The organism is Acidimicrobiales bacterium (assembly GCA_022452145.1).
In the GTDB taxonomy this organism is placed as follows: Bacteria; Actinomycetota; Acidimicrobiia; order Acidimicrobiales; family MedAcidi-G1; genus UBA9410.
The window spans coordinates 12,397-32,594 of sequence record JAKURY010000017.1; the positions used below are offsets into that span (position 1 = coordinate 12,397).

Consider the following 20,198-nt stretch of genomic DNA (forward strand, 5'->3'; position numbering starts at 1 on the left):
CGGTCTGACCGCTCGGGTCCCGCTCAGCCTGAGACTTCCACCTGACGGGTCGCGGCCTCCACCGCCAACCTGTCGGCCTCGTCGTTCCACCTGTCGCCCGAGTGACCCTTCACCCACCGGAAATCCACGTCCCCCCGGGACCGCACGGACTCGACGAGGGGCTCCCACAGGTCGCGGTTGGCCACCGGCTCCCGCTTGGAGTTGACCCAGCCCTTCCGGATCCACTTCTCCCACCAACCGTCCCGGAAGCAGTGCACCACGTAGGTTGAGTCGCTCACGACCAGCAGTGGCCCGTCGAAGGCGCGGATGGCCTCCAGAGTGGCCGTCAGCTCCATTCGCTGGTTGGTGGTCCTCAGGTCGAATCCGGCGGCGAACGGACCGTCGGGCACCACCCACGCCCAGCCACCCGGACCGGGATTCCCCGAACACGCCCCGTCCGTGTAGACGACCAGCGGATCCCCCACCGGGGTCGCCACGTCATCGTCGGGGGGGTCGAAGAGGCGCCCTGCGCCACCACCGGGCATGGTCGGCGACCCTACGGCGGCCACCGGCCTGATTGGTGGAATCGGGAGCCCGCGCCATTCTCCACGGTCCTCGTAGGATCCGACCGTGATAGACGGATTCACCCACCAGCTCCCGGACGCCGATCCGGCCGAGACGAAGGAGTGGATCGACTCCTTCGACGCCATGGTCGACAAGTCGGGCCGAAGGCGGGCCCGGTACATGCTGGCCAAGCTCCTGGAGCGGGCAGGCGAGCTGAACGTGGGCAACGCCCCGCCCACGTGGACCCCCTACGTCAACACCATCGCCACCGAGGACCAGCCGTGGTTCCCGGGCGATGAGTTCATCGAGCGCCGCATCCGGGCGTTCATCCGCTGGAACGCCGCCGCGATGGTGATCAACGCCAACAAGGCGGCCGACGGCATCGGCGGACACCTGTCCACCTTCGCCTCGTCGGCCGCCCTCTACGAGGTGGGTTTCAACTGGTTCTTCCGGGGAAAGGACGACGGTCGGCCCGGTGACCACGTCTACTTCCAGGGTCACGCCGCCCCCGGCGTCTACGCCCGGGCCTTCCTGGAGCGCCGCCTCACCGAGCAGCACCTGAACGGCTTCCGCATGGAGATCGGCGGCGAGGGGCTCTCCAGCTACCCGCACCCCCGGCTCATGCCCGACTTCTGGGAGTTCCCCACCGTGTCGATGGGCCTCGGCCCCATCAACTCCATCTACCACGCCCGGTTCAACAACTACCTGGAGAGCCGCCGGATCGACGAGACGTCGGGAAGCCGGGTGTTCTGCTTCCTGGGCGACGGCGAGTGCGACGAGCCGGAGACCCTGGGCGCCATCTCCCTGGCGGGCCGCTCGGGCCTCGGCAACCTGATCTGGATCGTCAACTGCAACCTGCAGCGTCTGGACGGTCCGGTCCGGGGCAACGGCCAGATAATCCAGGAGCTGGAGGGCGTGTTCCGGGGTGCGGGCTGGAACGTCCTGAAGGTGATCTGGGGATCCGAATGGGACGAGCTCATCCACAAGGACGTGGACGGCATCCTGCTCAACAAGTTCAACACCACGGTCGACGGCGAGTACCAGCGCCTGGCCGTGGAGGGTGGCGACTACATCCGGGAGCACTTCTTCGGACCGGATCCCCGCCTGCGGGCCATGGTCGAGCACCTCTCGGATCAGCAGTTGGCCGATCTGCCGCGGGGCGGCCACGACTACCAGAAGATCTACGCCGCGTACCGCAACGCCACCGAGGAGAACGAGGCCCCCACGGTGATCCTGGCCAAGACCATCAAGGGCTGGACGCTGGGCGAGGGCTTCGAGGCACGGAACGCCACCCACCAGATCAAGAAGATGACCAAGGACGAGCTGCTGGCTCTCCGGGAGCGGCTCCACCTGGTCGATGAGATCCCCGAATCGGCCCTGGAGGGCGACAGGGCCCCCTACTACCGACCCGACGAGGACAGCGCAGAACACGAGTACATGGTCCAGCGGCGACTGGCCCTGGGGGGGTCCATCCCCAAGCGGCGAATTCGGAACCGGCGGCCGATCACCCTGCCCGACCCGTCGGTCTTCGCCAGCCTGGCCAAGGGCTCCGAGGGTCGGGCCGTGTCCACCACCATGGCCATGACCAACCTGCTCCGCGACCTCATGCGCGACAAGGCCTTCGGTCCCCGGGTGGTACCCATCGTCCCCGACGAGGCTCGGACGTTCGGCATGGACTCGCTCTTCCGGGAGTTCGGGATCTACGCCCCGTTCGGCCAGCTCTACGAGCCGGTCGACCACGAGCTCCTGCTGTCGTACACGGAGAGCGCCGACGGCCAGCTCATCGAGGAGGGCATCACCGAGTGCGGCTCGATGTCCAGCTTCATCGCCGCCGGAACCAGCTACGCCAACCTCGGCGTGCCCATGGTGCCGTTCTTCACCTTCTACTCCATGTTCGGCTTCCAGCGGGTGGGCGACTCCATCTGGTCGGCGGCCGACTCCCGGGCCCGGGGATTCCTGCTGGGCGCCACGGCCGGCCGGACCACGTTGGCCGGCGAGGGCCTCCAGCACCAGGACGGCCACAGTCTGCTGCTGGCTGCCACCGTGCCGGCCTGCCAGGCGTTCGATCCGGCCTTCGCATACGAACTCGGGGCGATCATCGACGACGGCCTGCAGCGCATGTACGGCCACGACGACCCCCACGACGACGAGGACGTCTTCTACTACGTCACCCTCTACAACGAGGCATACGAGATGCCGCCCAGACCGGACCACGTCACCGACGCCGACGTGGTCCGGGGGTTCTACCAGTGGGCCGACGCCCCGGATCGCCCCGTGACGGCCACGCTCGTGTTCTCAGGTTCGGCCCAGGGTGCGGCCCGGGAGGCGGCCGACGAGCTGGCCGACCGCTGGGGCGTGGGGGTCGACCTGTGGAGCGCCACCTCGTACAAGCGCCTCCGGGAGGAGGCCCTCGCCGTGGAGCGACGCAACCGGCTGCACCCGACGGACCCGGCCGAGGTTCCCCTGGTCACCAGGCTGCTCTCGGGGGGCGAGGGCCCTGTGGTGGCGGTCACCGACTTCCAGAAGCTGCTACCCGGTCAGGTGGCCCGGTGGATCCCCCGTCCGTACCACACGTTGGGAACCGACGGCTTCGGGCGCAGCGACACTCGCGAGGCCCTGCGACGGTTCTTCGAGGTCGACACCGGCCACGTGGTCGTAGCCGTGCTCCACGCCCTGGCCCAGGAGGGCACCATCGACGCATTGGTGGTGGCCGAGGCGATCGCACACCACGGCCTGGACGTGGGCATCGCCGATCCGGGTCGCCACGACACCGTGCCCGTACCAGGACACAGCGTCGGACGGGCCCACTCGCCCGAATGAACACGCCGTCTCCGAATAGACACGCTGTCCCAGAACGTACACACCGTTATCCCGAGCCCCGGGTTGCCAGCGGTAGGTTCCGGCCATGACACAGTCCTCCTCCGGCTCCACCTCGGGATCTTCCACGGGCTCCACCACCGGCACGCTGGCCATCACGGGCGACGCCAGCGCCGACCGGCTCCTGAACACCGACCCCCTGGCCCTACTGGTCGGCATGCTGCTGGACCAGCAGGTGCCCATGGAGTGGGCCTTCCGGGGGCCGGCCACCCTGGTCCAGCGGCTGGGGTCCCTCGACGTGTCCCTCGACGCTGCTGCGATCGCAGCCATGGACCCCGAGGCCTTCGGGGAGGCGTGCCGCACCAAGCCGGCCATCCACCGGTTCCCCGGCTCGATGGCCGCCCGGATCCAGGGGCTCTGCCAGCACGTCGTCGACCACCACGGTGGAGACGCCGCCGACCTCTGGCGGGGAGCCGCCGACGGCGCAGACCTCGCCCTACGGCTCCGGGCACTACCCGGCTACGGCGCCGAGAAGACGATGATCTTCGTGGCCATCCTTGCCAAGCGGATGGGAGTGGCCCCCGACGGCTGGGAGGCGGCGGCCGGCCCGTTCGCGGACGACGCGCCCCGGTCGGTGGCTGACATAGACGGTCCCGAGGCACTGGCAGCCGTGCGCGCCTGGAAGAAGGCCCAGAAGGCCGCAGGCAGGGGCAAGCAGGAATAGCCACCAGCAGGGGCAGGCAGGAATACCTACCGGCAGGGGCAGGCTCCTAAAGCCGAAGTTCTCCCCGTTCGACGGCCTCCACGAACCACTCGTAGGTGGCGGCCAGGCCCTCGGCCAACCCCGTCGACGCCGTCCAACCCAGATCGGCGAGGCGTGACACGTCGAGTACCTTGCGGGGCATGCCGTCCGGCTTCGAGGTGTCGAAGGCCAGTTCGGCGCCGGGGTGCACGAGGTCGCGCACCGCTTCGGCCAGTTCCCGGATGGTCAGGTCCACACCGGTCCCAACGTTGACGTGCCCGGCCGCCGAGTAGTTGTCCATCAGGAACAGGCATGCATCGGCCAGGTCGTCCACGTGCAGGAACTCACGCCGGGCGTCGCCTGTCCCCCAGACGCCAACCGTGGCATCGCCGGCCTCGCGGGCCTCGTGGAACCGACGGATCAGGCTTGGTAGGACGTGGCCACCCTCCAGGTCGAAGTTGTCTCCAGGCCCGTAGAGGTTGGTGGGCATCGCCGAGATGAAGTCGTCCCCGTACTGGCACCGGTAGGTCTCGCAGAGCTTGATACCGGCGATCTTCGCCAGGGCATAGCCCTCGTTGGTCGGCTCGAGTGGCCCGCTGAGCAGCGCATCCTCGGTGATCGGCTGTTCGGCCAGCCTCGGGTAGATGCAGGAACTCCCCAGGTACAGCAACTTGTCGACCCCGACCCGGTGTGCGGCCTGCACCACGGTCCCGTGGATCATGAGGTTGTCGTAGAGGAACTCCGCGGGACGGGTGGTGTTGGCCTGGATCCCGCCGACCGTGCCGGCCACCAGGAACACGTAGCGTGGTCGCTGGTCGTCGAACCAGGCGTCCACAGCCGACTGGTGCCGAAGGTCCAGGGCCTCGCGCCCGACGGTCCGAAGGTCGGTGAACCCGTCGGCCTCGAGACGGCTGACGATGGCAGAGCCGACGAGGCCACGGTGGCCGGCCACGAAGACCGGGGCCTGTCGGTCGAGCATGTCGCGACGCTAGCCCTGCGGCTGGCTAGGCCCGTGGGGCCGTCGGATCGGTTGGCCCACCAACCGGGCCGCTAATTGCGCCCATCGCAGCCAGGTAGGTCCCGAGCAGGTCGGCCACCATTGCCACCGCCACGGCATTCAGCGGGTCGCGTCGCTCCAGTCCCCGGGCCACCACGTGGTCCAGGGCGTCGTCCAACGGGGCCACAACACGCCCCTCGGCATCGCCGGCGTCGTCGGACAACGCTCCATCGCCGAGTTCCTGACCATGGCTGGCGGCCAACCCGACCTCTGCGAACGACTCCAGGTACCAGCCGACCACGTCGACCACGTCGTCGCGGCTCAACTGGCCTGCCGCCTCATCGGGAAGCCGGTCGGCTATCCAGTCGACGGCGTCGTCCACCTCCAGCACGGCCGGCAGGGCCGAGGCCTCCAGGCGGCCCACGGCCGATCCCACCGCGTACATGGCTATGCCGGCCACCAGGACGGTGCCGAGCGCCAGGAACAGCCAGATCACGGGATGATCATGCCAGTGGGCGGAGGTGCCCGGTAGGAAGAACCGGCGCGGCGCCCCGGAACGACCCCGCCTTCAAGGTCTCAGGGCGCGGGCAGGCCAGTGCCCGGCTCAGATCCCGATGCGCTGGGCCAGCAGCTCCCGATGGTAGGTCGGGTCGCCGAACAGCAGCTCGGAACTCTTGGCCCGCTTGAAGTACAGGTGGGCGGAGTGCTCCCAGGTGAAGCCGATACCACCGTGGATCTGGATGTTCTCCGCGGTGGTGTGGAAGTAGGCCTCGGAGCAGTACGCCTTGGCCAGCGACGCCACCGACGGCAGCTCGTCGTTCAACTCGGCGGCGCACCAGCCGGCGTAGTAGGCGGCTGACTTCGCCGACTCGACCTCGAGCAGCATGTCGGCGCACTTGTGCTTGATGGCCTGGAAGCTGCCGATCGGCCGGCCGAACTGCACACGGTCCTTGGCGTACTGCACGGCTGTGTCCAGACAGATCTGCGCACCGCCGACCTGCTCGGCGGCCAGTGCCACCGCGGCCAGGTCCAGCACGCGCTCCAGGACGTCCCAGCCGCCGCCCTCCGCGCCGACCAGGGTGGCCGCCACGCCGTCGAACTCCAGGCGGGCCTGCTTGCGGGTCATGTCCATGGTGGCCAGGGCGGTCCTGGTCAGGCCTGCGGCATCGCCGTCCACCCGGAACAACGACACGCCGTTGGCCGTGTGGGCGGCCACCAGCACCAGGTCGGCGATGTGGCCGTCCAGCACGTACATCTTGGTGCCGGACAGCGACCATCCGTCACCGTCGGCGGTGGCCTCCATGGTGATGCCGGCCTCGTCCCAGCGTCCGCTCTCCTCGGTGAACGCCAGCGTGGCTATGGTCTCGCCCGACGCGATCCCGGGCAGCAGGTCGGCCTTCGCAGCGTCGTCTCCCGAGTGGATGAGCGTGTTGGCGGCCAACACCACGGTGGAGAAGAAGGGTGCGCACAGCAGGGAGCGGCCCATCTCCTCCAGGACCACGATGAGCTCCACGTAGCCGAACCCCTGCCCGCCGTACTCCTCGGGGATGATCAGGCTCTGGAGGCCCAGCTGTTCGGCCATCATCGACCAGGTGGCGGCGTCGTAGCCGCTCTCGGTCTCCATCAGCTCGCGGACGGTGGACTCCGCCGAGTAGTTCTCGAGGAACTGTCGGACGAACTCCCGCAGCTGCTCCTGTTCCTCGCTGAAGGCGAAGTTCATGTGCGCACTCCCACTTGTCTGATCTCGACTGGTGATCCCGACTGATTCGGCGGCTGCGAGAGCCGGCCCGACGGCATGGTTCTACCAGTCGATCGCTGGTGCGGCGACATCGGGCGTGCCGGCCACCCGTCACAACCTGTCGCACCCTCAGGAATGCTGGTGTACGTCGGTGCTTGGGCACCATGATGGCCGGATGAGCGACCTGCCCGTCAGCCCGACCTCACCCCACGCCGGCCCGTGCCACCATCACGACCACCCCCGACCGGGCGTCGAGGGGGCGGCCCTCCACTGGTGCGACGAGAGGGCGGAGATCCACCGCATCGTGGTGGGCGACTACGAGAACAACGTGTTCGTGCTGCGTTGTCGCCAGACAGGCGAGTCCGTGCTGATCGACGCCGCCAACGAGCACGACAAGCTCCTTGAGCTGTGCCGCGCCCTCGACGTCCGATCGGTACTCGAGACCCACGGACACTTCGACCACATCCAGGCCGTCCCGGCGGTGCGCGAGGCCGGCTACCGGGTCGCCGTCACGGCCGATGACGCTGCGATGCTCCCCTCCTACGACGACATCCTGGAGGACGAGTCGGTCATCCAGGTCGGGCGCCTACGGCTCCACACCATCTGCACGCCCGGCCATACGCCGGGGTCCATCTGCTTCAGCCTGGAGGACTCGCCGGTGCTCTTCTCCGGCGACACCCTTTTCCCAGGTGGACCAGGCGCCACCACCTTCGACGGCGGAGACTTTGCCGCGATTATCGAGTCCATCGACAGGCGGCTCTTCGCCCGGATCGACCCCGGCACCATCGTGATGCCCGGACACGGGCTGGACACCACGATCGGCGCCGAACGTCCCAGCTTGGACGAGTGGGTGGCCCGGGGCTGGTGACAACCGGCTCGTCTGAGGGGCGGCCGGGATTACCCCTATCTCCATAGTGGTAATCCGGACATCTCCCTAGACTCGTACCATGTCCGACGCGACAGTTTTCGACGCGATACCTACCGAGGGAACGCCCCTGTTCGAGGTACGGGATCTCCACGCATCGACGACCGACGGCATCGGGATACTCCACGGGGTCGACCTGGTGGTACACCCCGGCGAGGTCCACGCCCTGATGGGTCCCAACGGTTCCGGGAAGTCGACCCTGGCCTCGGTCCTGCTGGGCAGCCCCGAATACCTCGTCACCGGCGGTTCGATCCGGTTCCGTGGCGACGAGATCACCGAATGGCCACCCGACGTGCGCGGCAAGGCCGGCATCTTCCTGGCGTTCCAGTACCCGCTGGAGATCGCCGGCGTGTCGGTCATCAACTTCCTGCGCCAGTCCCTCTCGGCCCGAAAGGGCATCGACATGTCGGTCCTGGAACTCCGGCTGTCGATCATGGACTGGATGGACCGCCTCGGCATGGACCCGTCGTTCGCCGACCGCCATGTCAACGAGGGCTTCTCGGGCGGCGAGAAGAAGCGCAACGAGATCCTCCAGATGGCCATCCTCGAGCCTGAGATGGCCATCCTGGACGAGACCGACTCGGGCCTCGACATCGATGCCCTCCGGGTGGTGGCCGAAGGAGTCGCAGAGGTGCGACGCGACCGCGCCAACCTGGGCATTCTGGCCATCACCCACTACCAGCGACTGCTGGACCACCTGCGGCCCGACGTGGTCCACATCCTCATGGACGGTCGAGTCGTCGAGCGGGGCGGCCCGGAGATCGCCGCACGGCTCGAGCGCGACGGCTACGAGGCATTCCGGGCCACCGGGCCGAATGCAACGGACTGAATCAGTCTTCGTCATGCGCACCGCCACCCTCGACGCAACCGCCGTCAAGGCCGACTTTCCCCTCCTCTCCCGGGAGGTCCACGGGCACCCCATCGTGTACCTGGACTCCGGAGCCACCTCCCAGAAGCCCCGCCGTGTGCTGGACGCCATGGACCGGTACTACGAGGAGATCAACGCCAACATCCACCGGGGCGCCTACCAGATCGCCGAGCAGTCGACCATGGCCGTAGAGGACTCGCGAGCCGCCCTGGCCCACTTCGTGGGCGCCCCATCGGCCGCCGAAATCGTCTTCACCAAGAACGCCACCGAGGCCATCAACCTGGTGGCGCACTCATGGGGCCGGACCAACCTCGCCGAGAGTGACGTTGTCCTGCTCACGGCACTGGAACACCACGCCAACATCGTCCCGTGGCAGCAGCTGGCCGCCGAGCGGGGCGTGGAGATCCGCTGGATCCCCCTGGACGACGACGGCCGTCTGGACCTCACGGACCTCGACCGCCTGCTCGACGGCGTGCGCATGGTGGCGGTGTCGGCCGCCTCCAACGTGCTCGGTACCCTGCCCCCGGTCCGTCGGATCGCCGACGCAGCCCATGCTGTCGGCGCCCTCTGCCTGGTGGACGCCAGCCAGTGGGTGCCCCACCTCCCGACCGACGTAACTGGGTGGGGCTGCGACTTCGTGGCCTTCACCGGACACAAGATGTGCGGACCGACCGGCATCGGCGTTCTCTGGGGCCGCCGCGAACTGCTGGATGCCATGCCTCCGTTCCTGGGCGGTGGATCCATGATCCAGAACGTCACCTTCGACGGCTTCACCCCGGCCGATGTTCCCACCAGGTTCGAGGCCGGTACCCAGCCGATCGCCGAGATCGTCGGACTGCACGCCGCTGTCGACTACCTCGAGGCGCTGGGAATGGACGCCGTCCGCCAGCACGAGCTGGAGCTCACCTCCTACGCCCTGCGGACCCTGGCCGAGCGGTTCGGCGACGAGTTGGCCATCCACGGCCCCGACACGGTCGAGGACCGGGGTGGAACCCTGTCGCTGGCCTACCGGGACATCCACCCCCACGATCTCAGCCAGGTGCTGGACCAGCACGGCGTGTGCGTCCGCGCCGGCCACCACTGCGCCAAGCCGCTCATGAAGGTGCTGGGCGTGAACGCCACGGCCCGCGCCTCTCTGTACCTGTACAACGACGAGTCCGACGTGGACGCCCTGGCCGATGGCCTGGCGGCCGCCGGCGACTTCTTCGCCCTCTAGATTCTCAGCCCTCCAGGAGGACATGCCCGTGGCCGGACTCGACGACCTCTACCGCGAGGTCATCCTCGATCACTACCGGAGCCCCCGGAACCGGGGCGAACTGGAGACCCCGCCGGCGCTGATGGCAGAGGGCTTCAACCCGCTCTGCGGCGACGAGATCCAGGTGTACCTGCTGGTAGATGATGGTCTGATCTCCGAGATCCGAATCGGTGGGCAGGGGTGCTCGATCAGCCAGTCGTCGGCGTCGATGATGAGCGCCGCCGTGGTCGGACGGACCCCGGACGAGGCCCGCGAGGTGCTGCGCTCCTTCAAGGAGATGATGTCGATCCACGAACACGGCCTGGACGGCGAGGCGGGCCCGTCCGACCAGCGTCCGGGCTCGTCCGGCCTGGGCGACCTGGAGGCACTCCGTGGCGTGGTGAAGTTCCCGGTGCGCATTAAGTGCGCCACGCTGGGCTGGAACACGCTGGACCAGGTGCTCGACCAGGCCGACGCCTGATCCCGGCCGAGGCGCCTGCTTTACGCCCCCACAGGCCCGTGCCGCACTCGTCGGCCGACGGTTCGACCGAGGATCCGACATGGCCGAGGGAACGGGTCCGGATGCGGTAACACCGGAAGGCTGTTCTAGCCGTTCTGGCGATCGGGCTCATGGCACTCGGTTACGGAGCCGAGGTGGAGGCGCCCAGGGAGGTCGCACCGGCCACCACGACCGCCGACCGCCTGGGTCGGCCCCTGCGTCGCCCGGCCCGAAAACTCAGGCCGGTGCGTCCAGCACTTCGGCGGTGGCGACTACTCCCATGTGCCTCAGCGAAAGAAACGCCGACACATCGGCTCAGAGTTTCGGCACCTACTGTGAACACGGTTGTGACAACGGACTCTATTGAGGAGACAAAACATGTTGGGTGAAAACGTCGGCTCCCTTTCAGGGCCCACCTCGATGAAAGCCCTCCCAGCCGTAGGCGGGTATCCATCGTTTGAAACGGTCGCCAGTGGTCTGTCCGGAACCCTTGCTGGTGCTGAAGTGACCAGTTTTGCAACGTACTCGGCGACGATGAGAGCTGACGGCTCCTTCTACGGCGAGTGCCCAAACTCTGGCGTGGTATTGGCAGCAGATGGAGTAGCCACATTCCGAGCTACCGGAATCGGATCCCCAACAGCTGACGGCGGGTTTTCGTTCAGGGGGGTCGTGTACTTCGATTCTGCTGCGCCATCTCTCTCGTCCCTGAATGGCGTCGCAGTCGTCTACGACTGGGAGGTCGATGCAAGCGGTGACGCATCCTGGGATCTCTGGGAGTGGAAATAGTTCAACGCGAGCAGGAACCAAACCACCCTGCTAGCCCGGGAGGTCGGTGAACACCTTCCCGAGAGACAGGCAACCCACCGACTACTCCGTGGAGGCCGTCTCAGGGTGTGGGAAGTCGGTCGACCGCTTCGGCGAATGCCACGTCGAGGCGAGTCGGGCCACCGGCACTGTGGGTGGTGACGGCGACGTCCACCCGGTTCCACGAGTTGGACCAGTCGGGATGGTGCTGAAGCTCCTCGGCGATGGCGGCCACCTGGGTCATGAAGGCGAACGCCGCGGCGAAATCGGCGAACGTGAAGGTCCGACGGAGGTGCTCGCCCTCGAGCACCCATTCCGGTAGGCGAGCGGCGAGGTCGGAGCGCTCCTCGGGGTCCAGCAGAGTCCTATCGGCCATGTGGCGACCCTATGCGTGGAGAACCGACCCGGTCAGCCCAGCGGATCGACGAACGGGTCGGGCCAGCAGGGTCATGTCCTGCCGTGGAGCGCGACCAGTGGGTCAGCCCAGCGGGTCGGCGAACGGGTCTTCGCCGAATCCCGCCTCGTGCGAACCTAGGTGCGGCAGGTCGACCGGCGTACCAGCAGCGCCCAGCACGCCCCTGTAGCCCTCGGCCTCCAGGCGAGCGGCCAGCTCCGGTCCGCCGCTGGTGTGGATCCGCCCCTGGGACAGCACGTGCACCCGGTCGGGTTCCAGCACCTCCAGTAGTCGGCTGAAGTGGGTGATGGCCAGGACGCCGAGGTCGTCCTCGTCGGTGGCCTCCTGGATCCGGCGCGCTACGGCGGCCAGCGCGTCCACGTCCAGGCCGGAGTCGATCTCGTCCAGGACCGCGTACTTAGGCCCGAGTGCCCCCATCATGAGGGCCTCGTTCCGCTTCTTCTCGCCACCGGAGAGGTCAACGTTGACCGGCCGCGACAGGAACCGCTCGTCGAAGCCGATGCGCTCGGCCTCGGCTGCCAGCAGCTCGTAGATGCCGTCGGTGACGCGTCCGGCGGCACGGGCCGCCTCGGTCACCACCGACTCGAGGCTCACGCCGGGGACCTCGGTCGGGTGCTGGAGGGCCAGAAACAGGCCGGTCCGGGCCCTCTCCCATGTGGGCAGCGACAACAGGTCGACGCCGTCGAGGGTGACCGAACCGCTGGTCACCTCGTAGCCTGGGCGACCCATCAGCACGTGTGACAGGGTCGACTTGCCCGACCCGTTGGGTCCCATCACGGCGTGCACCTCTCCGGGCCGGACCTCGAGGTCGATTCCGTGGAGGATGTCGGTCCCGCCGACGCTGGCGGCCAGGCCCTCGATCCGCAGCACCCGCTCGCTCATCGGCCGGCCCGTTCGTCCGGATGAGCCCCGTCCCGGTGGGTCTCGTTCAGCTGGACGACCACGTCATCGCCGTCCACGCTGGCCTCGTGCACGGCCACCGGCTTGATAGCGGGCAGCGTGAGGGCCTCCCCCGTCTCCAGGTCGAAGAGGCTGCCGTGCTTCCAGCACTCCAGGGCGCATTCCTCGACGTCCACGTCCCCCTCCGACAACGAGACCTCGGCGTGGCTGCAGACGTCGTCGATGGCGTGCACCCTCTCGCCGATGCGCACCAGGGCAACCGGCCGGCCGTCGACGACCACCCGACGGGCCGCACCGTCGACCAGCTCGGACCACCCACAGACCCGAACGCCGCTCATGCCGCGTCTCCTTCAGAAGTATCCGAATCCGCAGCGGCAGGACCGGCTCCCCCGGGACGAGAATCGGATGCCGCCGAACCATTTCCATTCTTCGAGAACTCGGGTCCGGTCCTACGGTCGAGCCTCTCGGCCAGTGCCTCGCGCAGGATCCCGGCCACGGCGGACACCGGTGCCGCGTCGGCCACGTCCTGGAAGAAGCCCTCGAGCAGGAGGCGCTCGGCGACCCGGGTCGGCACGCCCCGGCTCTCCAGGAAGAACCGCTGGTCCTCGTCGACAGGCGACACGGTCGAGGCATGACTGCAGACGACGTCGTCGGTCTCGATCTCCAGGTTGGGCACGCTCTCGGCCCAGGCATCCGGGGAGAGCTTGACGTTCCGGTTGGTCTGGTGGGCCCTGGTGCGTACCGCCTCGGGGCGGACCCGGATGAGGCCCGAGTAGATCGAGTGGGAGGCACCGTCGAGAGCTCCCTTGAACAACAGATCGCTCGTCGTGTCGGGAGCCGCGTGCTCCTGGAATGTACGGAAGTCCAGCGTCTGGTCGCCTTCGCCGTAGTAGGCGGCGGCCAGCCGTCCCTCGGCCCCCCGCCCCACCAGCCGGCAGTCGATGCGGGTCCGGGCGTATTCGCCTCCGAGGCCGGCGGTGAACGCCTCGACGGTGCCCGACTGCCCCACCTGGAAGGCCTGGTGGGCCAGCTGCCACACCCGCGGGCCCAGTTCCTGGACCAGGGCGTGGCGGAGGTGGCCGTCCCGACCGACCGTGGCCTCCAGTACCGGGACGACCAGCGATCCGACGTCGGTCGACGTGTGGAGCTCGACCACCGTCAGGGTCGCTCCGTCTCCGCACCTCACGATCACCCGGGGGAAAACCGCCGAGGCATCCGCATCGGTGAGGACGACGACCACGACGGGAGCATCCACCTGGACGCCGTCGGGCACCACGATGGCCACGGGCTCGGGCCCGTAGGCCCGGTTGAGGTGGCCGAAGAGGTCGACCGGGAAGTCGATGGCCGACCCGAGGTGGTCGGCACCGTCGACGAGGTCGGCTATGGGTCCGATGGTCACCCCGGCCTCGGCAATACGGGTGTCCAGCGTGTTGTCCACCACCCAGCCGTTCCGGATGACCACGACGCCTGCGATCTCACCGAAGGCCGACAGGTCACGCTCGACGAGGGTGTTCGAGGCGCGCTGACGCTTCAGCGGCGCGAACCCGTCAAGGTCGAGGTCGCCGATCCGGGAGTATCGCCAGACCTCTTCCTCAGGGCTGGGAGGATCGACGTCGTCCAGGCCGACAAAGGCCGTCCGACGGACCTCGGCTAGCCACTCCGGCCCGGGCAGTCCGGCCGAAACCTCTGCGGTGAAGGCTTTCAGGGCGGTACCTCACCGACTACCCCTGGGGGTGTCGGACATCTCGGGTGGACGGGCGGTCGTGGTTCGTGGGCACAGCCCGCGGACCGGGATTTACCCTACCGGCGTAGGTGTAATCCTCAGCGCCCTGGAACCCGCCGGGATCACCCCCAGCCAGGGCACCAGTCAGCGCAGCAGTCAGAGCACCAATCAGGGCAGGTGGAGGTGGCCGAGGCTCCCGGGCCGGATCTCGCAGGAGGCCTCATAGGCCTCGACATCACCCGACTTCAGCCTTATGACCCTTCCGATCCGAAAGGCGCGGAGTTCGCCACGATCGATGAGGCGGTAGACGGTCTTGGTCGCCACGCCGAGGCGGTGGGCCACCTCGTCGGTGCTCATCCAGTCAGGATGGCCACCGGAATCCACCCCGGTCCGGGCCGTTCCGTCAAAGCCACCGGACCCCGGGTCCCCGTCATCAGGGTGTCCACCTGCGGCCTCTGTGCCCACCACCCCTGCGATCATTCTGATGATTTTACATACCTTTCGACCCCCCGGTAGATCACACGGCACCATGAGTTCGGCGCTGGAGGGTCCGGACCCGCCGGCGGTATGGTCGCCGTCGTGTCCACCAGGAAGATGCCGCACGTCGATACGGAGGCGGACGGGCAGGGACAGGACGGTGCCGGCCCACCCGACGGATCGGCCCCGGCAAGGTCGGACCGCGCCATGCGGGCCCGGATCCGCTCGGCTCCGACGGGTCCGGGTCGATGGACCGCTATCGCCTTCCTCACCACCGGTGCCGTCATCGTCGCGACCGCCGCCCTGGCCTTCTACCGGACCACCGGCGACGAGGAGCCCCTCCCGGATCCGCCGCCGCTCGTCATGGAAGGCGGCCCCGTGGTCACATACATGGACAGCACGTACCAGATCGGCCGGCCGGGCGATGTCGCCGTGGTCCGGTCCTGCGAGGGTCGGGCCAAGGCATGGCTCCTCCGGCCGTCCACCGGGGCCATCTACCGGTTCGACTCGTGGGCCACCGACGGGATGGCCGTCACCAGCCCCATCCGGACCGTCCTCGGCGCCGACCGGCTGCGGCTGGTCCGCAGCCTGGGGTGCACAGACGTCCACGTCGAGACCACCGACGGGCGTTCCATACCTCTCACTGACGGATCGTGAGTTGCTGACGAATCGCTAGTTGTTAACCGATCCTGAGTTGCCGACCGATCCTGACCAGCGACGGATCCCTACGACCCACGGCTCCCGACGGGGCCCTCCACCACCGCCCCGGGACTCCGACACCAGGCTCAGCGGGCTCGGGACCAGATGCCGTGGGGGGCCGACGGGAAGAACGCCATGGTGCGCTCCTCCAGCAGCTCCATGCCCAGCCGTCGGGCTACGGCCTGGGATGCGCCGTTGTCGGGGAGGATGCACGAGAAGATCCGGTCCAGGTCCAGTTCCTCGAATGCGTACCGGATGGCCTCGGCACCGGCCTCCGTGGCGTAGCCCCTCCCCCAGTGGTCGGGATGGAGCGTCCAGCCGACTTCCACGCCCGGCCAGTCCGGACGCTCGGGACGGTGGAGGCCTGCCCGGCCCAGGAAGACTCCCGTGGACCGCTCCTCCAGCGCCCACTGTCCGGTTCCCCGGAGCACCCACTGGCCCAGGAACCCGGCCATCTGCTGCCAGGCGTTGCTCCGGTCCAGGCTCTCCGGGAGGTGCAGCCAGCGTCGCACCTCCGGGCTGTCCAGCACGGCGAAGTAGTCGTCCACGTCATCGTCCCGGAATGGGCGCAGAACCAGGCGGTCGGTCTCGAGCGTCGGGCAGGCCCCGCGGTGGATCGACATCGCCCCATCGTGGCATCAGCCTTCCGATGCTGGTGAACTCGGCCGATGGCGGAGATCCAACTCGAGTCACCCGTGACCGGCGTGGTGTGGAAGGTCGTGGCAGGACCCGGCACCGTCGTGGCTGCCGGCGACACCATCCTGATCGTGGAGTCCATGAAGATGGAGATCCCAGTCGAGTCCCCGGAGGACGGGACGGTGACCGTCCTGCAGGTGGGCGAAGGCGACCAGGTCTCCGAGGATGACCCGGTGGCCACCGTGGAGACAGCCTGACGGCCTGATCCGGTTGCCATCATGGAGAAAGCCTTACGGCCTTACCCGATTGCCATCATGGAGTCAGCCTTACGGCCTTACCCGATCCCTGCCGGCGCAATACCGGGTGGCGAGCGTCAGGGCCGGTAGGGACTGCCCACCGGACCGGGAGTTCGCAACGGCGCCGCCAGGTTGGCGAACTCGCAGAGCAGCGGTCGTGTGTCGGCCGGATCGATGATCTCCTCGACTAGAAATGCCTCGGCGGTCCTGAATGGCGATCGCACGCTGTTGAGGCGCTCGGTGATCTCGGCCAGCAGGGCCTCGGGGTCGTCGGACGCCTCCAGGTCGGACCGGTAGGCCGCCTCCACGCCACCCTCGACGGGCAGCGAGCCCCAGTCGCCCGAGGGCCAGGCGTAGCGGTACTGGAAGCGGTGCCCCGGAGAATGTGCTGCGCCGGCGACCCCGAACGCCTTGCGCACCAGCACCGAACACCACGGCACGGTGGCCTGGTAGACGGCGGCCAGAGCACGGGCTCCGTGGCGGATGGTGGCCTGCTGTTCGGCCTTGGTACCGATCACGAAGCCCGGGTTGTCCACCAGGTGGACGACCGGGAGGTGGAACGTCTCGGCCAGGTCGACGAACCGGGTGACCTTCTGCGACGAGGCGGCCGTCCAACCACCGCCGTAGTGGTACGGGTCGCCTGCCAGGATGGCCACCGGCCAGCCGTCCAGCCGTGCCAGGCCACAGACGGCCGATCGACCGAAGGACGCTCCGAGCTCGAAGAAGCTGTCCTCGTCGACCACCGAGTCGATGATCGACCGCATCCGGTAGACCTGCCGGCGGTCCCGGGGCACCAAGTCCGCCAGGTCGGCATCGGTGCGGTTCGGATCATCCGTGCACGGTCCCCGCTCTGCCAGCTCGTACACCGATGACGGCAGGTAGGACAGGAACCTCCGGGCCCGCCCGAAGGCCTCCTCCTCGCTTCCGACCTCGTCGTCGATGCTGCCGTTCCGGGTGTGGATCCGGCTTCCCCCGAGGTCTTCCTTGTCGACCTGCTCGCCACCCATGCGGTTGACCACCACCGGTCCGGCGGCGAAAAGGTGCGACATGCCCTTCACCATCAGCGAGTAGTGGCTGGTCACGGCACGGGCAGCTCCAAGGCCGGCCACGGACCCGAGGCAGAGTGCCACGGTCGGCACCACGGCCAGGTTGGCCACCACGTGTTCCCAACCGGGGTTCATCGGGACGTAGGTGCGGGCACCGCGCCCGTAGCCGCCGTCACCGCTGGAGACCTTCTTGGAGGGGTCGGTGTCCAGCGTCCTGACCGACCCGCCTCCGCCGGTGCCATCGATGAGGCGGATGATCGGCAGCCGTAGCTCGCCGGCCATCTGCTCGGCCGCGATCTGCTTGCCGACAATCGCCGCGTCGGCCGCCCCGCCCCGGACGGTGAAGTCGTCGGCGGCCACCACGACGGTCCGCCCGTCGATCAGACCCCGTCCGAACACGAAGTTGGCGGCCCGAAGGTCGACCAGATCACCGTTCTCGTCGTAGGTGGGGCTGCCTGCGATCTTGCCAATCTCGTGGAACGACCCGTCGTCGAGCAGGGCCCCGATCCGCTGTCGCACGTCGAGCTTGCCCCGCTCGTGCTGCCGGGCGACCTTGTCGGCACCACCCATCTGCTCGGCCATCGCCTCGCGCTGGCGCAGCTCACCGAGTTCCGGTTCCCACTCCCCCATGGTCCGTCGCTCCTCCCAGTGGATGCCGGTCTCGGTGAATGCAGGCGCTAGGCGGGCCGGAGCTCGGTCAGCGCCCGGACATTGTCCCGCAACACCAGCCGGCGATCCTCGTCGGAAAGGTCTTCCACCTCCGACAAGAAGTCCAGAGGGGCGGGCAGCCCTTCGATGTGCGGCCAGTCCGATCCGAAGATCACGTGATCGGCGCCCATGAGGTCCACGATCTCGTACACGTCGTCCTCCCAGAAGGGGTTCATCCAGACGTGCTCCCGGAAGAGCGCCACAGGGTCCTCGTCGTACCAGTGGGGGGACTTGTCAGCCTGCTGTCGCAACTTGCGGAACATGGGCGCCAGGTAGTCCGAGCCGTTCTCCACGCTGGCGACCCGCAGGTTCGGGAAACGCGTGTACATCTTCTCCATCGACATGGTGATCAGCCAGTCGTGGGCGGCCCGCTCGATGCTGAAGGCCTTGATCGAGGGCCGGGACACCCTCGTCACCTTCGCCATCTGCGACGAGAACCCGTCGTCGGCGTAACCCTGTGTGCTGTAGCCGCTGTCGCCGGCATGGATCACGACCGTGATGCCCGCATCGTTGACCAGGGTCCAGAACGGGTCGAACGTCCAGTCGGCGGGCGAGCGTGGCCCGGCGGCGGTCTGCACGGCGGCCGGCCGCATGACGACGGTTCTGGCGCCGTTGTCCAGGCACCATTCGAGTTCCCGGACGGCGAGGTCGGGGTCGGCCAGCGAAAGGTACGGAGCGGCGAAGATCGTGTTCTCGTGGGCGAAGCCCCAGTCCTCCTGGAGCCACCGGTTGAAGCCGACCATGAGGGCGCCCACCGCCTCGGTGTCCTCCTTCAGGAGTTCCTCGTAGAGCACGCCGAGCGTGGGAAACAGCCACACCGCCTCGAGGCCCTGCGCCTCGACCGTCCGCAGCCGCGCCTCACGGTCGATGTACTCGGCGGGCAGCGGCTCCCGGTCGCGGAGGAGCTCGAGTGGGCTCTTGCCATCGGGGTTGCCACGGAAGTACTGGTAGAGCGCCCCGGGCTTGGCGATCGGATCCCAGGTCGGGTTGACCACGGCGTGGCTGACCCTGCCGCCGACGACGTGGTACCTCCGCCCGTCCATCTCGCACCACTGGACGACCCTGGGCTGCATCTCAGCGGGCACGTGGCGGGTGAAGGCGTCGACACCCTCGTAGTAGTGGTTGTCGCAGTCGAAGGGCCGGTAGCCCAGGTCGTCGGTCATCGGTAGCTCCCCGTAATGATCCGACGCAACCACCCGAGCGGTTCGCTGCCGGCCGGGCACGACAGTACCGACCATCAGGGACCGGGGCCGAACGGGGCGCAGCACTAGGGTTCGTGCCGTGGCCGACCCATCAGCCGACGAGAGCGCCTACGAGGCCGCCTACGAGACGCTCCACGTCACGGTCGCCGACCACGTGGCCACGGTCGTCCTGAACCGGCCGGAGGCGGCCAACGCCTTCACGGCCGCCATGCAACGGGAGTTCCGGGACCTCTGGGCCACGCTCAGGTCCGATGACACCGTCCGTGTGGTGGTGCTCACCGGAAGCGGCGATCGGGCGTTCTGCACCGGCATCGACCGTGACGAGCCGTTCACCGCCATGGAGGACTCCCCGGCGCTGTACGGCACATCCAACAACTTCATGTACGACGACCCCGGCGACTGGTTGGGGCCCAAGTCCAACGACCTCTGGAAGCCGGTCATCGGTGCGGTCAATGGCATGGCCTGCGGAGGCGCCTTCTACCTCCTCGGCGAGTGTGACGTGCTGATTGCCGCCGAGCACGCCACGTTCTTCGATCCGCACGTCAGCTACGGCATGCCGGCCATCTACGAGCCAATGAAGATGCTCCCCCGCATGCCGTTCGGCGAGGTAATGCGCATGTCGCTGACCGGCAGCGCCGAGCGCATCTCGGCCGAGACCGCCCTGCGCATGGGCCTCGTCACGGAGGTGGTCCCGGCCGCCGAGTTGGCCGGAGCCGCTGCCCGCCTGGCCGCCTCCATCGCGGCCAACCCGCCGTGGGCCGTGCAGGGCACGCTCCGGGCCATCTGGGCCGCCCAGGACCTCGGACGCCTCGGTGGCCGCTCGGTCGCCACCGCCCTGCTCAGCACCGCAACCGACAAGGACGCACTGCGCTCAGGTGCCGAGGAGTTCACCTCAGGCAACCGGGTGGATCCTCGGATCCGCTGATACC

At 68.3% G+C, this 20,198-nt stretch carries 22 protein-coding genes; 10 read left to right on the forward strand and 12 right to left on the reverse strand.

Going from position 1 to position 20,198, the window contains the following annotated elements; genetic code table 11:
- Positions 1 to 23 precede the first annotated feature (23 nt).
- Positions 24 to 524, reverse strand: coding sequence for a ribonuclease HI (locus tag MK177_07510; protein ID MCH2427166.1), 501 nt, complete (start codon positions 522 to 524; stop codon positions 24 to 26).
- A gap of 85 nt (positions 525 to 609) precedes the next feature.
- Between MK177_07510 and aceE the strand changes: the two genes are divergently transcribed.
- Together aceE and MK177_07520 are read left to right on the forward strand one after the other, a co-directional pair.
- Positions 610 to 3,363, forward strand: coding sequence for a pyruvate dehydrogenase (acetyl-transferring), homodimeric type (gene aceE, locus MK177_07515; GenBank protein ID MCH2427167.1), 2,754 nt, complete (start codon positions 610 to 612; stop codon positions 3,361 to 3,363).
- Positions 3,364 to 3,448: 85 nt separating this feature from the next.
- Complete coding sequence (locus tag MK177_07520; GenBank protein ID MCH2427168.1) at positions 3,449 to 4,084, forward strand: Fe-S cluster assembly protein HesB; 636 nt, start codon at positions 3,449 to 3,451, stop codon at positions 4,082 to 4,084.
- A 46-nt stretch (positions 4,085 to 4,130) separates the two neighbouring features.
- On the opposite strand, the gene MK177_07525 is transcribed toward MK177_07520, so the two are convergent.
- The 3 genes from MK177_07525 to MK177_07535 all read right to left on the reverse strand — a co-directional run bounded on the left by MK177_07525 (position 4,131) and on the right by MK177_07535 (position 6,819).
- The gene (locus tag MK177_07525; protein MCH2427169.1) at positions 4,131 to 5,081 is read right to left on the reverse strand and encodes a GDP-L-fucose synthase; all 951 of its coding nucleotides are present in this window, start codon (positions 5,079 to 5,081) and stop codon (positions 4,131 to 4,133) included.
- Positions 5,082 to 5,106: 25 nt separating this feature from the next.
- The gene (locus MK177_07530; GenBank protein MCH2427170.1) at positions 5,107 to 5,595 is read right to left on the reverse strand and encodes a hypothetical protein; all 489 of its coding nucleotides are present in this window, start codon (positions 5,593 to 5,595) and stop codon (positions 5,107 to 5,109) included.
- 108 nt (positions 5,596 to 5,703) lie between these two features.
- Positions 5,704 to 6,819, reverse strand: coding sequence for an acyl-CoA/acyl-ACP dehydrogenase (locus MK177_07535; protein ID MCH2427171.1), 1,116 nt, complete (start codon positions 6,817 to 6,819; stop codon positions 5,704 to 5,706).
- Positions 6,820 to 7,012: 193 nt separating this feature from the next.
- On the opposite strand from MK177_07535, the gene MK177_07540 reads away from it, so the two are divergent.
- The 5 genes from MK177_07540 (at position 7,013) to MK177_07560 (ending at position 11,149) form a co-directional block, all read left to right on the forward strand.
- Positions 7,013 to 7,705 carry an MBL fold metallo-hydrolase gene (locus tag MK177_07540; GenBank protein MCH2427172.1) on the forward strand — a complete coding sequence of 231 codons (693 nt, stop codon included), beginning with the start codon at positions 7,013 to 7,015 and terminating at the stop codon, positions 7,703 to 7,705.
- A gap of 79 nt (positions 7,706 to 7,784) precedes the next feature.
- Entirely contained in the window at positions 7,785 to 8,591 is an 807-nt protein-coding gene (gene sufC, locus MK177_07545) for a Fe-S cluster assembly ATPase SufC (GenBank protein MCH2427173.1), read from the forward strand.
- 13 nt (positions 8,592 to 8,604) lie between these two features.
- Positions 8,605 to 9,846: a SufS family cysteine desulfurase gene (locus MK177_07550; GenBank protein ID MCH2427174.1), complete on the forward strand. Its 1,242-nt coding sequence runs from the start codon at positions 8,605 to 8,607 to the stop codon at positions 9,844 to 9,846.
- 28 nt (positions 9,847 to 9,874) lie between these two features.
- Positions 9,875 to 10,345 carry an SUF system NifU family Fe-S cluster assembly protein gene (locus tag MK177_07555; GenBank protein MCH2427175.1) on the forward strand — a complete coding sequence of 157 codons (471 nt, stop codon included), beginning with the start codon at positions 9,875 to 9,877 and terminating at the stop codon, positions 10,343 to 10,345.
- Positions 10,346 to 10,741: 396 nt separating this feature from the next.
- The gene (locus MK177_07560) at positions 10,742 to 11,149 is read left to right on the forward strand and encodes a hypothetical protein (GenBank protein MCH2427176.1); all 408 of its coding nucleotides are present in this window, start codon (positions 10,742 to 10,744) and stop codon (positions 11,147 to 11,149) included.
- Between the two features lie 100 nt (positions 11,150 to 11,249).
- Here MK177_07560 and MK177_07565 read toward each other — a convergent pair whose 3' ends face one another.
- The 5 genes from MK177_07565 to MK177_07585 all read right to left on the reverse strand — a co-directional run bounded on the left by MK177_07565 (position 11,250) and on the right by MK177_07585 (position 14,685).
- Complete coding sequence (locus MK177_07565; GenBank protein MCH2427177.1) at positions 11,250 to 11,543, reverse strand: 4a-hydroxytetrahydrobiopterin dehydratase; 294 nt, start codon at positions 11,541 to 11,543, stop codon at positions 11,250 to 11,252.
- 102 nt (positions 11,544 to 11,645) lie between these two features.
- A complete protein-coding gene (gene sufC / locus MK177_07570) occupies positions 11,646 to 12,464 on the reverse strand; it encodes a Fe-S cluster assembly ATPase SufC (protein MCH2427178.1) in 819 nt (272 codons plus the stop codon).
- On the reverse strand, positions 12,461 to 12,820 hold the full coding sequence (locus MK177_07575) for a non-heme iron oxygenase ferredoxin subunit (GenBank protein ID MCH2427179.1): 360 nt from the start codon (positions 12,818 to 12,820) through the stop codon (positions 12,461 to 12,463). Before MK177_07575 ends, sufC (MK177_07570) begins: the two co-directional genes overlap by 4 nt.
- Positions 12,817 to 13,944, reverse strand: coding sequence for a SufD family Fe-S cluster assembly protein (locus MK177_07580; GenBank protein MCH2427180.1), 1,128 nt, complete (start codon positions 13,942 to 13,944; stop codon positions 12,817 to 12,819). Before MK177_07580 ends, MK177_07575 begins: the two co-directional genes overlap by 4 nt.
- A 429-nt stretch (positions 13,945 to 14,373) precedes the next feature.
- A complete protein-coding gene (locus tag MK177_07585) occupies positions 14,374 to 14,685 on the reverse strand; it encodes a helix-turn-helix domain-containing protein (protein ID MCH2427181.1) in 312 nt (103 codons plus the stop codon).
- 99 nt (positions 14,686 to 14,784) lie between these two features.
- Here MK177_07585 and MK177_07590 point away from each other — a divergent pair, with 99 nt between their 5' ends.
- Positions 14,785 to 15,339, forward strand: a complete 555-nt coding sequence (locus MK177_07590; protein ID MCH2427182.1) for a hypothetical protein — start codon at positions 14,785 to 14,787, stop codon at positions 15,337 to 15,339.
- Between the two features lie 128 nt (positions 15,340 to 15,467).
- On the opposite strand, the gene MK177_07595 is transcribed toward MK177_07590, so the two are convergent.
- The gene (locus MK177_07595; GenBank protein MCH2427183.1) at positions 15,468 to 16,004 is read right to left on the reverse strand and encodes a GNAT family N-acetyltransferase; all 537 of its coding nucleotides are present in this window, start codon (positions 16,002 to 16,004) and stop codon (positions 15,468 to 15,470) included.
- 45 nt (positions 16,005 to 16,049) lie between these two features.
- Here MK177_07595 and MK177_07600 point away from each other — a divergent pair, with 45 nt between their 5' ends.
- Complete coding sequence (locus MK177_07600; protein ID MCH2427184.1) at positions 16,050 to 16,274, forward strand: acetyl-CoA carboxylase biotin carboxyl carrier protein subunit; 225 nt, start codon at positions 16,050 to 16,052, stop codon at positions 16,272 to 16,274.
- Positions 16,275 to 16,390: 116 nt separating this feature from the next.
- On the opposite strand, the gene MK177_07605 is transcribed toward MK177_07600, so the two are convergent.
- Positions 16,391 to 17,989 (reverse strand): hypothetical protein, encoded by a 1,599-nt coding sequence (locus tag MK177_07605; GenBank protein ID MCH2427185.1) that lies wholly within the window; start codon positions 17,987 to 17,989, stop codon positions 16,391 to 16,393.
- A gap of 47 nt (positions 17,990 to 18,036) precedes the next feature.
- Positions 18,037 to 19,230: an amidohydrolase family protein gene (locus MK177_07610; protein MCH2427186.1), complete on the reverse strand. Its 1,194-nt coding sequence runs from the start codon at positions 19,228 to 19,230 to the stop codon at positions 18,037 to 18,039.
- 118 nt (positions 19,231 to 19,348) lie between these two features.
- On the opposite strand from MK177_07610, the gene MK177_07615 reads away from it, so the two are divergent.
- The gene (locus MK177_07615) at positions 19,349 to 20,194 is read left to right on the forward strand and encodes an enoyl-CoA hydratase/isomerase family protein (protein MCH2427187.1); all 846 of its coding nucleotides are present in this window, start codon (positions 19,349 to 19,351) and stop codon (positions 20,192 to 20,194) included.
- Positions 20,195 to 20,198 lie beyond the last annotated feature (4 nt).